This is a genomic window from Methylocystis sp. H4A (assembly GCF_015709545.1).
GTDB classification, from domain to species: domain Bacteria; phylum Pseudomonadota; class Alphaproteobacteria; order Rhizobiales; family Beijerinckiaceae; genus Methylocystis; species Methylocystis silviterrae.
The window spans coordinates 138,393-151,888 of the sequence record NZ_JADNQY010000024.1 but is presented as its reverse complement, the minus strand read 5'-3'; the positions used below and the strand labels follow the sequence as shown (position 1 = coordinate 151,888).

13 protein-coding genes and 1 riboswitch are annotated in these 13,496 nt (G+C 63.0%); of the genes, 11 read left to right on the top strand and 2 right to left on the bottom strand.

Annotated elements, in window-relative coordinates:
- The first annotated feature begins 61 nt into the window (after window positions 1-61).
- The 4 genes from lptB to IYW40_RS11060 all read left to right on the top strand — a co-directional run bounded on the left by lptB (window position 62) and on the right by IYW40_RS11060 (window position 4,310).
- Window positions 62-1,045, top strand: coding sequence for an LPS export ABC transporter ATP-binding protein (lptB, locus tag IYW40_RS11075; protein WP_196400224.1), 984 nt, complete (start codon window positions 62-64; stop codon window positions 1,043-1,045).
- Window positions 1,046-1,279: 234 nt separating this feature from the next.
- Window positions 1,280-2,845, top strand: a complete 1,566-nt coding sequence (gene rpoN / locus IYW40_RS11070) for an RNA polymerase factor sigma-54 (RefSeq protein WP_196400225.1) — start codon at window positions 1,280-1,282, stop codon at window positions 2,843-2,845.
- Window positions 2,846-3,095: 250 nt separating this feature from the next.
- A complete protein-coding gene (raiA, locus tag IYW40_RS11065) occupies window positions 3,096-3,677 on the top strand; it encodes a ribosome-associated translation inhibitor RaiA (protein ID WP_196400226.1) in 582 nt (193 codons plus the stop codon).
- Between the two features lie 168 nt (window positions 3,678-3,845).
- Window positions 3,846-4,310, top strand: coding sequence for a PTS sugar transporter subunit IIA (locus IYW40_RS11060; protein ID WP_014891684.1), 465 nt, complete (start codon window positions 3,846-3,848; stop codon window positions 4,308-4,310).
- A 13-nt stretch (window positions 4,311-4,323) separates the two neighbouring features.
- On the opposite strand, the gene IYW40_RS11055 is transcribed toward IYW40_RS11060, so the two are convergent.
- Window positions 4,324-4,602, bottom strand: a complete 279-nt coding sequence (locus IYW40_RS11055) for a general stress protein (RefSeq protein ID WP_175093773.1) — start codon at window positions 4,600-4,602, stop codon at window positions 4,324-4,326.
- 156 nt (window positions 4,603-4,758) lie between these two features.
- The gene (locus tag IYW40_RS11050) at window positions 4,759-5,574 is read right to left on the bottom strand and encodes a response regulator (protein WP_196400227.1); all 816 of its coding nucleotides are present in this window, start codon (window positions 5,572-5,574) and stop codon (window positions 4,759-4,761) included.
- A 173-nt stretch (window positions 5,575-5,747) separates the two neighbouring features.
- On the opposite strand from IYW40_RS11050, the gene IYW40_RS22255 reads away from it, so the two are divergent.
- The 7 genes from IYW40_RS22255 to IYW40_RS11015 all read left to right on the top strand — a co-directional run bounded on the left by IYW40_RS22255 (window position 5,748) and on the right by IYW40_RS11015 (window position 13,440).
- Window positions 5,748-6,140: a NepR family anti-sigma factor gene (locus IYW40_RS22255; protein WP_196400228.1), complete on the top strand. Its 393-nt coding sequence runs from the start codon at window positions 5,748-5,750 to the stop codon at window positions 6,138-6,140.
- Window positions 6,137-6,706, top strand: coding sequence for a sigma-70 family RNA polymerase sigma factor (locus tag IYW40_RS11040; protein ID WP_123174513.1), 570 nt, complete (start codon window positions 6,137-6,139; stop codon window positions 6,704-6,706). Before IYW40_RS22255 ends, IYW40_RS11040 begins: the two co-directional genes overlap by 4 nt.
- A gap of 63 nt (window positions 6,707-6,769) precedes the next feature.
- Window positions 6,770-8,167, top strand: a complete 1,398-nt coding sequence (fumC, locus tag IYW40_RS11035; protein WP_196400229.1) for a class II fumarate hydratase — start codon at window positions 6,770-6,772, stop codon at window positions 8,165-8,167.
- Between the two features lie 203 nt (window positions 8,168-8,370).
- Window positions 8,371-9,759: a M20/M25/M40 family metallo-hydrolase gene (locus IYW40_RS11030; protein WP_196400230.1), complete on the top strand. Its 1,389-nt coding sequence runs from the start codon at window positions 8,371-8,373 to the stop codon at window positions 9,757-9,759.
- A gap of 58 nt (window positions 9,760-9,817) precedes the next feature.
- Window positions 9,818-10,022, top strand: a riboswitch (cobalamin riboswitch).
- A 110-nt stretch (window positions 10,023-10,132) separates the two neighbouring features.
- Window positions 10,133-12,211, top strand: a complete 2,079-nt coding sequence (locus tag IYW40_RS11025; RefSeq protein ID WP_196400231.1) for a TonB-dependent receptor — start codon at window positions 10,133-10,135, stop codon at window positions 12,209-12,211.
- 24 nt (window positions 12,212-12,235) lie between these two features.
- Window positions 12,236-12,835 carry a hypothetical protein gene (locus IYW40_RS11020; RefSeq protein WP_246720723.1) on the top strand — a complete coding sequence of 200 codons (600 nt, stop codon included), beginning with the start codon at window positions 12,236-12,238 and terminating at the stop codon, window positions 12,833-12,835.
- 53 nt (window positions 12,836-12,888) lie between these two features.
- Window positions 12,889-13,440 carry a hypothetical protein gene (locus IYW40_RS11015; RefSeq protein WP_196400233.1) on the top strand — a complete coding sequence of 184 codons (552 nt, stop codon included), beginning with the start codon at window positions 12,889-12,891 and terminating at the stop codon, window positions 13,438-13,440.
- Window positions 13,441-13,496: the final 56 nt, after the last annotated feature.

The window sequence follows — 13,496 nt, the reverse complement described above, 5'->3', positions numbered from 1 at the left end:
TGACGGGGCGACGAGCGTCGCTTCCAACCGCTGGACGCCCAGAGCGACGGACAAGGCGCGCTTGAGTTATCTTTCCGCCCTTTCCATGCGTTTTCGCGCCGCCGGCCAGTCGCTGGCGCGGCTCGCTAACGGCGTGAGGCGCTCGCGAAAGCCCGACGACATCGCGGAAGGCCAATGGCGCGACGCCCAAAACTTAGGCGCCGATTCCGACGAGGCGGCGCGCGACGCAAACTTCTGGGGACCCGCGCCGACAAACGAACAGGCTGAGCCGCCGGCCTTCGAGCCCGGCTCCGCCTATCGGGAACCCGCCGGATTCGACGGACAAGGCCTGCTTTCCATTCATAATCTCGCGAAGTCCTATAAAGCGCGCCGTGTCGTCGAAGACGTGAGCCTGCATGTGGCGCGGGGCGAGGCGGTCGGGCTGCTGGGCCCCAACGGCGCTGGCAAAACCACTGTTTTCTATATGATCACAGGGCTGGTGAAGCCCGACAAGGGCATGATTTCGCTCGACGGCTATGATGTGACGCCGCTGCCGATGTATCGCCGCGCGCGGCTCGGAATCGGCTATCTGCCGCAGGAGGCGTCGGTGTTCCGGGGCCTCTCGGTCGAGGACAACATCCGCGCCGTGCTCGAGATCACCCAGCCCGACGTCAAAAAGCGCGAGGAGGAGCTGGAGGCGCTTCTTGAAGAGTTCCGCCTCACGCGCATGCGCCACACGCCCGCCGTCGCGCTCTCCGGCGGCGAACGGCGTCGCTGCGAGATCGCCCGTGCGCTCGCCGGCCACCCCTCCTTCATGCTGCTCGACGAGCCTTTCGCCGGCATTGATCCGATTGCGGTCGGCGGCATCCAGGACCTCGTGCGGCATTTGAAAGCGCGCGGCATTGGCGTGCTCATCACCGACCACAGCGTTCGCGAGACGCTGGGGCTCACCGACCGCGCTTACATCATCTACAACGGCCATGTGCTGACCGAAGGAACGCCTGACGAAATCGTCGCCAATCCGGACGTTCGGCGCATCTATCTTGGCGAAGATTTCCGCATGTAGCGCCACAGGCGCCGCTCGGCGGCGCCCCAGCCAACTGGCGTCGATGCGACAAGGGTCGTCTTCGCCCTGAGAAATCGGGGCAGTTTCACGATCGACGAAGGTTGATTAAGGCTTAGGCGTTTTGCCTCGCCTCGCGCTGCTTTTTTGGCCCTAGGCGCGCTTAGGCGAAGTGATATAAGCAAGAACCGGGCCGCAGAGCGGCGGCCGATCGCGTATCGAGTGGGCCGAGCGACTATGGCGATTTCCACCAAGTTGATGATGCGTCAGGGCCAAGCCCTGGTGATGACGCCGCAGCTGCTCCAGGCGATCAAGCTGCTGCAGTTTTCCAATTTGGAGCTTGCCGCCTTTTTGCATGATGAACTCGAGCGCAATCCGCTGCTCGAAGCGCAGGAAGGCGATGGCGGCGTCGACGCGGCCGATGCTTCCCAGGGCGCGGAGCCGAGCGCGGCGGAGCCCTTTGAAGGGCCGCAGGAGGGCGACTGGGCGCAACAGGATCTCGCCGTCGACTCCGCGACGCTCTCCGCCGATCTCGGCGCCGACATGAGCAATGCTTTTGAGCCCGAGGGCCCTTTGATCGGGGAGCGGGCGCGGGATGAGGCCCCCGACGGCGCCGGCCTTTCGGCGACCTCCTGGACGGGCGCCGCCGGCGGCGGGCCGGCCGACGGCGAAGCGCCCAATCTCGAAGCTTATGTCGCCGATCGTCAGAGCCTCCACGAGCATCTCGCCGAACAGCTGGCGCTCGCCTGCCCCGATCCACGTCACAGAATCATCGGCCAATCGATCATCGATGCGATCGATGACAGCGGCTATCTGCGAGAGGACCTTGGCGAGATCGCCGCCCGTCTCGAGGCGGACATGGCGGAAGCCGAGCGCATTTTGGCGACGATCCAGACCTTCGACCCTTCCGGCGTCGGCGCGCGCGATCTTGCGGAGTGCCTCGCGATCCAGCTCAAGGAGCGCGACCGCTATGATCCGGCGATGCAAGCGTTCGTCGCCAATCTCCCGCTCGTCGCGCGCCGCGATTTTGCGCAACTCGCCAAGCTGTGCGGCGTCGACGACGAAGACGTCGCCGACATGGCGGCGGAGCTGCGCCGGCTGGAGCCCAAGCCCGGCCGGGCGTTCGGCGGCGCCCCGATTCAGCCGCTCGTCGCCGACGTCATTGTTCGCGCCGCTGCGGACGGCGCCTGGCATGTGGAGCTCAACGCTGACGCGCTGCCGCGCGTATTGGTCAATCACAGTTATGCGGCGCAAGTCAGCGCCGTCGCCACCGGCCCCGCGGACAAAAGCTTCATTTCGAGCTGCCTGCAGAACGCCAACTGGCTGACCAAGAGTCTCGAGCAGAGAGCCCGCACCATTCTACGCGTCGCTTCAGAAATCGTGCGATTGCAGGACGCCTTCCTCACGCATGGCGTCGAACATCTGCGTCCGCTGAACCTGCGCACCGTCGCTGATGCGATCGGCATGCATGAGTCGACGGTCTCGCGGGTGACGTCGAACAAATACATGATGACGCCGCGCGGCGTCTTCGAGCTCAAATATTTCTTCTCCGCGTCGATCGCCACGACGAGCGGCGCCGCTGCGCATTCGGCCGAGGCGGTGCGCTTTCGCATCAAGCAGATGATCGATCGGGAAACGCCCGACGGCATCCTGTCGGACGACGCGATCGTCGAACGGCTGAAGGCGAGCGACATTGAAATCGCCCGGCGCACGGTCGCGAAATACCGCGACAGTTTGCGCATTCCATCCTCGGTCGATCGCCGCCGCGCCAAGCTTGCGCAGGCGCGCATGACAACCAATTAATTGTCCTATGTCGTCCTGAGGCTTGAAGCTTCGCCGTTGGGGAAGACTCCATTGACTTCGCACGCCGAGGCTTCTAACGCTGCGCGGAATTTCCGCTCTTTGGTTAGATGGCGGGCGATTCGCTGACCCCTCAGGCGGAGTTCCAGGGCGGATGGGGGCGCGTTGGCGGTTGGTCTGACGGCGGCGCGGCAGGCGCGGCTGGCCCTTTCCGCGCCGAAACTTCGCTCGCAACGAAAGTTCGGATTGCAAAATGTCTCTTAGGGTTTCCGGCAAGAACATCAACATCGGCGAAGCGCTTCGGTCTCATGTGACGCAGAGGCTGGAGACGGCGGCGGCGAAATATTTCGACGGCCGAGTCAGCGGCCACGTCACCATCTCGCCGGAGGGCTCGGGCTTTCGAGCCGACTGCAGCCTGCATCTCGCCTCCGGAATCGTGCTGCAGGCCGACGGCCGCGCACAGGAGCCCTACGCCTCCTTCGACCAGGCGGCGGAGCGCATCGAAAAGCGCCTGCGCCGTTACAAGAGCAGGCTCAAGAGCCATCACGAGCATGGCGACGGCGCTCAGGCCGAGGTCGTCGCCTATCACGTGCTTGAGGCGCCCGATCAGGAAAATGAGGCGTCGGCGGAGTTCAGCCCCGCGATCATCGCCGAATCCACCACGCAATTGCGCCGGCTGTCTGTTTCGGCGGCGGTGCTCGACCTCGATCTCACTGGCGCGCCCGTCGTGGTGTTCCGGCACGCCAACACCGGCCGCCTGAATGTCGTCTATCGGCGCGGCGACGAAAATATCGGCTGGATCGACACCCCCGAGTCGGAAGGCGACGCGCGCTGACAGCAAAAACGTCGTGGGACGGCCATAATAACGGCCTCCTCGGCACGTATCTTGCCATTTTCCCACGTCCCTTCGGGTTTGGCGAAAATAGCGAGACGTTGAAATTTCAAGGATGGTCTGCGCCTTCGGCGGCCCTAGACCTCCCATGAGAAGCAGGATGATCGTCGCATGCGGCCAACGGACTTGGTTTCGCCGGATTCGGTTTGCGCCTCACTGAAGGCGACGACGAAGAAGCATCTTCTCCAGGAACTCAGCGAGAAGGCCGCGAAGATTTGCGGGCTTCCCGCGCGCGAGATCTTCGATGCGCTTCTTCACCGCGAGCGGCTGGGCTCGACGGGAATTGGCGAAGGCATCGCCATTCCACATGGCAAGCTCGCGAAATTGAAGGGGATTTACGGCGTGTTCGGCCGTCTTGACCGGCCTGTCGACTTCGGGTCTCTTGACGGCGCGCCGGTCGATCTCGTGTTCATGATCCTCACGCCCGAGAGTTCGGGCGCTGATCATCTCAAGGCGCTTGCCTGCGCGGCCCGGATGCTGAGGGAGCAAGGCCTCGTGGCGACGCTACGCGGGACGCGCGACGACGATGCGCTCTATTCGCTGATCGCGCAGCGCTCGAAGCCGTTTGCGGCATAAATCGCGCCGCTCCTTAGAGCGGCGCGCTGCGTTTTTGGGCGCCGCCTCCATGCGAAGCGTGTCCGCCTTTGCGGCCGGCTTCCGAAGCGAGCGCATGATCGCGCGAGAAGCTCCGCTTGGCCGGATTCACGCTTTGACCGCCCTTGCGTCCTGCCCGGGCCGCAAGATCGGGGTTCTGCGAGAAACTTCGTTTCTCGTCAGGAACGCTCTGGCCGCCCTTGCGTGCGATGGCCCGCTGCTTTTCGGGATCCATTGACGCAAAACCGCGGCTGGATTTTCTATTCTCGTCCATGGGCCGCCTCACAAAGTTCCCCCAGCGCCTTGGGCTATAACTCGCGGGGTCGGCCAATGTTTCTGGGCGGTGGCGATTTATCTTCGCAGTCCCGAAGGATCCCCCCGCCGGGACGGCGAGGGCGAAAAATTTAATGTTTGCAATAAGATCAGAGATTCACATGCCGACCCGCGGCGCGCTTTGTTCGCGGCGTCCGGCGCGTCGTTCAAAAAACAGCGCCTGGCTGATGACGGCCTTGAGGCTTTCGACGTTGAAGGGTTTGGCGATCAGAAAGGCCGGTTCGGGCGGCTCGCCGGTCAAAAACCGCTCAGGGTAGGCGGTGACGAAGATCACCGGGATGGACAGAGAGACGAGGATCTCGTTTACGGCGTCGAGCCCGGAACTGCCGTCCGCGAGCTGGATATCGGCGAGAATCAGTCCCGGGTTGCCTTGCTGTATGGCCGCCAGCGCCTCGGCGTGAGTGCGCGGCATGCCGACCACCCGATGTCCCAGCTCCTCGACGATGCTCCTCAGATCATGGGCGATCAGGGGCTCGTCCTCGATAATCAGCACGTCGGTCGCGATCTGGTCGGCGATCTCGCCGTTCGCCGCCTCGATCAGGGCGCCAGCCTCGATCTCCGAAACATGTAGAGTCTGACCAATCTGGTCGAGATCGAAGCCTTCGAGCGCCTGCAGCAAAAAGGCTATTCGCGGCTTCAGCGAAATAGCGTCGAGATTGCGTCGGCCGTTTTCCGCCAGCGCGCCGGAGCGATCGGTGTGGGCGTTGATCGGCGACGCCGCCCAGACATCCAGGAACAGACGGTATACAGCGATGCGCAGGTCATCGGAATCTGTGATGCGGCTCGGGTCCGCGACAACGGTTTCGAGAGTGGCCAGCACATAGGCGTCGCCGCCCTCCCGATCGCCGACCAATGCGCGCGCGAAACGTCTCAAATAGGGAATATGCGCTGAAATTTCCTTTGACGCCGACATGTCTTACAACTCCAGCAGCATGGAGCCTCGCAAAGGAGAGGAGTGCGGGCTAAGCAGATTCAAAACTTGGACAATACGTCAAAACTGCTCGGCATTTTAGGGAACCAATCCTTCAGCGGTGCGTTTTGCCTACCGTCCTTGCGGCGCAGTATAACGCGGCGGCTCCAGAAATCATGCATATTAAAATAGAGGGCTCCATGGGGAATAAGAATCCGGAGAATATAGTTGCGCGGGCGAAAGCAGACGACGACGCTTTCGCAGGCGACGGGCGGTATTCTTCGAGACCGGGCCCTCGCAGGGTGGGGACGTTTGCAGGGTGGGTGATGACACGTGACGAATTCGGCGATCGTCGCCGAGGAGTAGGGGAGGCGCACTGCGGCGCACAGCCGGCCCCGCGACCGCGGCCGGTGGAATTCCAGGACTCGATCGGAAAGGAGCTCCGCAATCTCTACGACGATGTCGTGGCTCAACCGGTTCCCGATCGGTTTCTGAAACTTTTGAACCAACTCGAAACGAATGTGCTATCCTCCGCGGCGACATCAAGCGCGCCGAGGAAGAGTGAGTGAAGGCAAGCGAAGAAGCGCATTCGGCAGGACAGGGATTAAAGGCTGATCTGATCTCAGCCATCCCGAGCTTGCGCGCCTTCGCAGTGTCGATTTGCGGAAACTCCGATCGCGCCGACGACCTCGTTCAGGAAACGCTGGTCAAGGCCTGGGGCAGTCTCGCGACCTTTTCGGAAGGCACCAATCTCACCGCCTGGCTGTTCACCATTCTGCGCAACATCTACTACAGCGAATTTCGCAAGCGCCGACGCGAGGCTCCCGATCCCGACGGTCTGATCGCCGGACGATTGGTCGCGCCGGAATCGCAGCACGCGCATATGGATTTTCTCGACTTCCGCGACGCGATGCAAAAATTGCCGCTCGACCAGCGCGAAGCCCTGATCCTCGTTGGCGCCTCCGGCATGTCATATGAGGAAGCGGCTCAAATCTGCGGCTGCGCGCCGGGCACGATGAAGAGCCGGGTGAATCGCGCCCGCAATCGGCTCTCAGACCTGATGTCGGCGCCGCCAAGCGCCGAGCCGCGCGAATGGTCCTCGGCCGAGCAGCTCTCCGCAGCCACGCGCGATTGAACGCTGCTCGGAAATGCCGCATAGGGAGGCGCGCCAAACGCCCCTTTCCATGCGAGCGAGCCGATGACCGACGATCACAGAATTGAACGCGACTCCTTTGGCGACATCGCCGTGCCGTCCTGGGCCTATTGGGGCGCCCAGACCGAACGGTCGCGCGAGAATTTTCCGATCGGCGGCGATCTCATGCCGATCGAGATCGTGCATGCGCTGGCGCGCATCAAGCTCGCGGCCGCCAAGGTCAACGCCAGGAAGGGCCTGCTCGAGCCTAAAATCGCCGACGCGATCGTCGCCGCCGCCCGCGAAGTGATCGCCGGCAAGCTCGACGAGCATTTTCCGCTCGTCGTCTGGCAGACCGGCTCCGGCACCCAGACCAACATGAACGTTAACGAGGTCATCGCCAATCGCGCCAATGAAACGCTCGGCGCGCCGCGCGGCTCGAAATCGCCCGTTCATCCCAACGACCACGTCAATCTCGGGCAGTCGTCGAACGACAGTTTCCCCACCGCCATTCACATCGCCGGCGCCACGACGATCTCCGGTCGACTGATTCCCGCCGTCGAGCGGCTGCATATTTCGCTCAACGCCAAGGCGGTGAAATTCGCCGACATCATCAAGATCGGCCGCACCCATCTGCAGGATGCGACGCCGGTGACGCTCGGCCAGGAGTTTTCCGGCTATGCGGCGCAGGCCGAATACGCGGAAAGGCGCATCAGGACGACGCTCGCCGACCTTCTGGAGCTCGCTCAGGGCGGCACGGCGGTCGGCACCGGCGTCAACACCTTCAAAGGCTTTGGCGAAGAGGTCGCCGCCGATATCGCGGAGCAGACAGGACTGCCTTTCGTCTCGGCGCCCAACAAATTCGAGGCGCTCGCCACGCATGATGCGATCGTCTTCGCCCATGGCGCGCTCAACGCGCTGGCGTCGGGTCTTTACAAGATCGCGAGCGACATTCGCCTGCTCGGCTCGGGGCCGCGCGCCGGCCTCGGGGAACTGAGGCTTCCCGAGAACGAGCCGGGTTCGTCGATCATGCCGGGCAAGGTCAATCCGACCCAGGTTGAGTCGCTGACCATGGTGTGCACGCGGGTTTTCGGCAACAACGCGACGATCACCTTCGCCGCCTCGCAGGGCCATCTCGAACTCAATGTGCTGAAGCCGGTCGTCGGCTTCGCGCTGCTCGAATCGACCATTCTGCTCGCCGACGGCATCAACAGTTTCGTCGCGCGTTGCGTCGACGGCATTGAAGCGGACGAGGCCAACATCAAGCGCTTCCTCGACCGCTCGCTGATGCTCGTCACCGCGCTCGCGCCAAAGATCGGCTATGACGCGGCCTCGAAAATCGCGCGCGCCGCGCACAAAAACGGCACGAGCCTGAAGGAAGAGGCGCTGGCTTCCGGCAAGGTGACGGAAGTCGAGTTCGACGCGATCGTGCGGCCGGAGAATATGCTCGCGCCGAGCGCGTGAGCAACCTCCTTTTGACCTCGTCCTTCGATACGCCGCCTAAAGGCGGCTCCTCAGGATGAGGTCAAGAGAAGCAACAGGGCTTCCTCATCCTGAGGAGACCGCGAAGCGGTCGTCTCGAAGGACGAGGCAGCCCTGTGCCATCGCGCGTCTTCCCCTCGCCATGCATAGGCACTAGTTTCGGCTCCTCACCGAGGAGCTGATTCATGGCCGCGATCGAAGCCGTCCTCAATACGATAGACGCCAATCTCGACGCTTCGAGAGAACGCCTGTTCGATCTCTTGCGCATTCCCTCCGTTTCGACCGATCCGGCCTATAATGCGCAATGCCTGCGGGCGGCGAACTGGCTCAAGGATCAGCTCAACGGCCTTGGTTACGAAGCGCAAGTGCGCGAGACGCCCGGCCATCCGATCGTCGTCGGCCACGCCAAGGCGAAGCGCAAGGATGCGCCGCATGTGCTGTTCTACGGCCATTATGACGTGCAGCCGCCAGACCCGCTGGAGCTGTGGGAAACCGAGCCCTTCGCGCCGCGGCTGACCGAGGGCAAGGACGGCAAGGACATCGTCGCCCGCGGCGCCTCGGACGACAAAGGCCAGCTGATGACTTTCGTCGAAGCGTGCCGCGCCTTCGAGGCGAATGGCGGCCTGCCGTGCAACGTTACTTTTCTGTTCGAGGGCGAAGAGGAGACCGGGTCGCCCTCGCTTCCGGGATTTCTCGCCGCGCATAAGGACGAACTCTCGGCGCCAGATCTCGCGCTTGTCTGCGACACCAGCATGTGGAACGCGTCGACGCCGGCGATCACGGTGATGTTGCGCGGGCTCGCGCTCGAAGAGGTGATCATCAAAGGGCCGAGCCATGATCTGCATTCCGGTATGTTCGGCGGGCCGGTGCTGAATCCGATTCATGTGCTGGCGAAAATCATCGCCGATCTGCATGACATCGAGGGCAAGGTGACGCTGCCCGGCTTCTACGCCAGCGTGCCGGAGATTCCCGAAGACATCGCCGAGCAATGGCGCGCGATCGACTTCGATGAGGCCAAATGGCTTTCGGAAATCGGCCTCACGCGCGTTGGCGGCGAAACGGGCCGCGGAATTATCGAGCAGATCTGGGCGCGCCCGACCTGCGACGTGAATGGAATCATCGGCGGCTACACCGGCGCAGGATCGAAGACGGTGCTGCCCGCGCAGGCGTCGGCGAAATTCTCATTCCGCCTCGTCGGCAAGCAGGACGCCAAAACGATCCTGGAAAGCTTCCGCAGTTTCGTGCGCGAGCGTCTGCCGACGGACGCCAAGGCCGAATTCATTTCACATGGCGCGTCGAACGCTTTGCAACTTCCCTTCGGCTCGGAGGCGCTCAATCGCGCGCGCCGCGCGCTTGCCGAAGAATGGGAGAAGGAAGCGGTGCTCGCGGGTTGCGGCGGCTCGATCCCGATCGTCGGCGCCTTCAAGCGCGACCTCAATATGGATTCGCTGATGATCGGCTTCGCGCATGACGACGACCGCATCCATTCGCCCAACGAGAAATATTCCTACACATCGTTTCACAAGGGAACGCGCTCCTGGGCGCGTGTGCTTGCGGCGCTGGCGGCGGCGTGATCGCAGTGAGAGGAGCAATCTTCTACGGCCACGCTCTTGACTCGTGATGCGATCGGCATTCTATTTTGCAGCAGACGGTTCCTAACGGGATCAAAATGGGAATGCGGTGAGCGCGCTGCTTCGTGCGCAATTCCGCGGCTGCCCCCGCAACTGTAAGCGGCGAGCCGACGACCACTAAGCCACTGGAGCCATAAGGCTCTGGGAAGGCGGTCCGAGGCGACAACCCGCGAGCCAGGAGACCTGCCGTCGCTTCGTGGTCACGCGCGAAAGCGTCGGGCGGGGTGCACCGATGCGGCCGATGCCTCTCGCCTTGTCGGCGTGTGGGCAAAGACCTTCGCAGTGACGGCCCACGTCTCGCTGCGAGTCTACGCGCATGCATATCCACATTCAGAGCCCCGCCTTGCGCGGCGCATTTCTGCTGTCCTTATCGCTCTCCACTTCCGTCGCTTTCGCCCAGCACTCCTTGCCGGTCATCGAGGTCGGCCCTTTAAGCCCGGCGCAGCCGGGTTCACCCGGCGCCGACGTCGAAGACCAAACCGTCGTCACGCCGACGCGCGTTGAGCAGCCGGCATCGAGCACTGGCGCTTCGGTCAGCGTCATTCATGCGCGTGACATTCAAAAGCGCGGATCGCTCGGCTTCAACGACGTTCTGCGGGGCGTTCCGGGACTTGACGTCTATTCGAATGGCGGGCCCGGCGCGCAGACCTCCGTCGCTTTGCGGGGCTCGACGCCAGGTCAGACGTTGGTGCTGATCGACGGCATCCGCATTGGCGATCCGACGAGCACGGACGGTTCGGTCGACTTCGGTCGGCTGCTTCCGACCGACATCGAGCGGATCGAAGTGCTGCGCGGTCCGCAATCGGCGCTTTACGGCTCGGACGCGATGGGCGGCGTGATCAATATCATCACGCGTCGCGGAAAGGGCGCGCCGCAAGGCTGGCTCATGTCGGAAGGCGGCGCCTATGGGACGTCGTCCTCGCGCGCGTCGATCTCCGGCGCCGACGGGCAGGGCTCCTACGCGCTGTCGATCTCCGGCCTGCATGCCGATGGCTTTCCGCGCTACGGCTATCGTCAGCAGCGCCCCATCGTGATCGGCGATCAGACGACGCCGCTGCCGCCGCTGCCCGCCAATGATCCGACGAACAATGTCGGCGTCACCGGGCGCATCGGCTATGAATTCACCGAAGATGCGCGGATCGAGGCGGGCCTTGCCGGCTACGACAGCGCCATTCGCTACGACAATCCCTACGCCTTCAGTCCTTTTAGCGTTTTCGATTCTTTCAATCATCAGCATGCGACATTCATGCAGGGCTATGTGCGGCTCGGCGCCGATATGTTCGACAAGAGTCTACGCAACCGGCTGACGCTCTACGCCAACCGCGGCAATCGCGACGCCTGGATGACGGAAGCCTGTTTCGACATGCAGAGCTTCCTGTCGCAAAACTGCCGCTTTGGCTATCTCGGCGGGCGCAGGGGCGTCGAATATCAAAGCGATATCGCGCTTGGCGCCTTTGGTCTCGCGACGCTTGGCTCGCGCGTCGAAACCGAGACGGCGCAGAATTCGCGCGAAGCCTGGATCGTCGATGATTACGCGCCGACGCACGCCGTCCAGACGACATGGTCGGGCTATGCGCAGCATCAATTCACGCTCTTCGACCGCCTCGATATTTCCTACGGGGGCCGCGCCGATGCGGTGAGCAAGAACCAAACGTTTCTCACCTGGCGGACGATGGCGAATTTCCGCATCGATGAGATCGGCATGCGGCTGCGCGGCTCCGCCGCCACCGGCGCCAAGACCGCTTCGCTCTTTCAGAGGTTTTCCGAATATGGCGATCCGGCGCTCGCGCCCGAACGCGTGCTCGGCTTCGACGCCGGCATAGATCAGAGCTTTTTTGGCGGGCGCGCCACGGCCTCCGTCTCCGTCTTTGCCAATCGCTATGCGAATCTCGTGCAGTTCGGCAAGGCTGAGAGTTGCGCGTCGACGCAAATCTTCGGCTGCTATTTCAACGTCGGACGAGCGGATACGCGCGGCGTCGAATTTTCGGGTGAAGCCAGTCTCGTGCCCGGCGCTCTGCTGTTGCGCGGAAGCTACACGTTTCTCGCCGCGCGAAATCTCGATGACGACGAGAACAGCATCTACGCTGGACGCACGCTGCTGCGCCGTCCGCGTCACAAGGGCATGTGGTCGGTCATTTATACGGGCGCGCCGGGTCTCGAACTCGAGGCGCGCGCCAATATCGTCGGCTCCGCGCATGACGTGGATTTCATCTTCAACAAACGCGTGATGCTCGCGCCCTATGTGCGGCTCGATCTCTTCGCGAATTACAGGCTGACCGACCAGCTGACGCTGCATGGGCGCATCGAGAATGTCGGCAATGCGCTCTACGAGGAGGTCTACAACTATTCCACGACGGCGCGCGCCTTTTATGGCGGCGTGAAATACGCCTGGTGACGAATGAATGGCAGGGAGATCGATATGGAAACCAACGCGGACGTGACGCCAAGTATAACGCCAAGACGCATCGTCGAGCCTGATGGCGCGGCGCTCGATGTCTTCTCGCTGCCGACAGATCCGGCGAGTCTCGAAGAGCTCATTCGTGACCTTTTCGAACATCACTGGCGCGAGATCGTCTTCGGGCCGATCATTCAAGGCGCGGCGTGGGAGATCCACGCCGACCGCGCGCCGACGCGCATCAGGCTGCTCGACGGCTATCTCACGGTCGCCTTCGGCGTCACGCATTTTCACGTCTGCATCGGCGAGAACAAGGGATCGCGCGCGCGGCCGACGTCGCCCGAACTTGCAAAACTCAGGCGCACGTCGCGCGCCGAACTCTATCGCCGGCGAAACATGAGCTGCGTGCCGATGTCGTGGGGACTGCAGCTGTTCAACGGCGCCGGCGAACAGCAGATCACCGTGCTGCTGCCCAATCCCTTCCTCGACGCGGAGACGGACAAAGTCCTGAAGGAACCGGATTGGTCGCGCCTCGCGCTGTGGGACAAATTGCGTGCGCGCTGGTTTGGCCTGCACGAACCCGATCCCATCGATCGTTCAGCAGGGCGGTTGCGCGGCGGCTGACGCGCCGCGCTTATGAATTCACTTCCCCAATGTTCACTTGAAAGGAGAACCTCATGTCGCTGACGCTTTCCACTCTTCCGACGACAAACCGCCGCGCTTTTTGGTTCGCGACCTTCATCGCCGCGAGCATTATTCTGAGCTTCGGTTGGGCTTGCGCCTTGCCGCTCGCGGGTTTCGCCGCCGTCGCCGCGCTTACAACGGCGCGTCGCGAGGCCCTGCTGCTGACGGGCGCAGTCTGGTTCGCCAATCAGGCGGTCGGCTTTCTGTTCCTGCATTATTCGACGGACGCCATTACGCTATTCTGGGGCGGCGCGCTCGGCGTCATCGCTCTGCTCTCCTGTGAAAGCGCCGGACTGATCGCGCGCCGCTTTCATGGGTTTGCTGGAGGACTCGCCGCTTTCCTTGCGGCCTTCGTCGTCTATGAGAGCCTGATTCTGGCGGTCACGGCGGCGACAGGACCCGGCGTCGATCATTTCACCGCGCCGGTCGTGACGCGGATCTTTCTCATCAATCTCGGCGCCTTTGCGGCGCTGTTGATGTTGAAGGCGGCCGCCGCAGTTGCGTATCGCGATGCCGCGAAGACGTTCGCTTCGCGCCCGATCTAGGCGCGAAGGAGCCATGGACGAAGGTGCTCGCGACCCTCAGCGGATGTTTAATGCGG

Bases quoted from the DNA above. Each gene is read 5' to 3' on its own strand.
- rpoN (WP_196400225.1), top strand. From the start codon at position 1,280: ATGGCGATTTCCACCAAGTTGATGATGCGTCAGGGCCAAGCCCTGGTG.
- raiA (WP_196400226.1), top strand. From the start codon at position 3,096: ATGTCTCTTAGGGTTTCCGGCAAGAACATCAACATCGGCGAAGCGCTT.
- IYW40_RS11060 (WP_014891684.1), top strand. From the start codon at position 3,846: ATGCGGCCAACGGACTTGGTTTCGCCGGATTCGGTTTGCGCCTCACTG.
- IYW40_RS11055 (WP_175093773.1), bottom strand. From the start codon at position 4,602: ATGGACGAGAATAGAAAATCCAGCCGCGGTTTTGCGTCAATGGATCCC.
- IYW40_RS11050 (WP_196400227.1), bottom strand. From the start codon at position 5,574: ATGTCGGCGTCAAAGGAAATTTCAGCGCATATTCCCTATTTGAGACGT.
- IYW40_RS22255 (WP_196400228.1), top strand. From the start codon at position 5,748: ATGCATATTAAAATAGAGGGCTCCATGGGGAATAAGAATCCGGAGAAT.
- fumC (WP_196400229.1), top strand. From the start codon at position 6,770: ATGACCGACGATCACAGAATTGAACGCGACTCCTTTGGCGACATCGCC.
- IYW40_RS11030 (WP_196400230.1), top strand. From the start codon at position 8,371: ATGGCCGCGATCGAAGCCGTCCTCAATACGATAGACGCCAATCTCGAC.
- IYW40_RS11025 (WP_196400231.1), top strand. From the start codon at position 10,133: ATGCATATCCACATTCAGAGCCCCGCCTTGCGCGGCGCATTTCTGCTG.
- IYW40_RS11020 (WP_246720723.1), top strand. From the start codon at position 12,236: ATGGAAACCAACGCGGACGTGACGCCAAGTATAACGCCAAGACGCATC.
- IYW40_RS11015 (WP_196400233.1), top strand. From the start codon at position 12,889: ATGTCGCTGACGCTTTCCACTCTTCCGACGACAAACCGCCGCGCTTTT.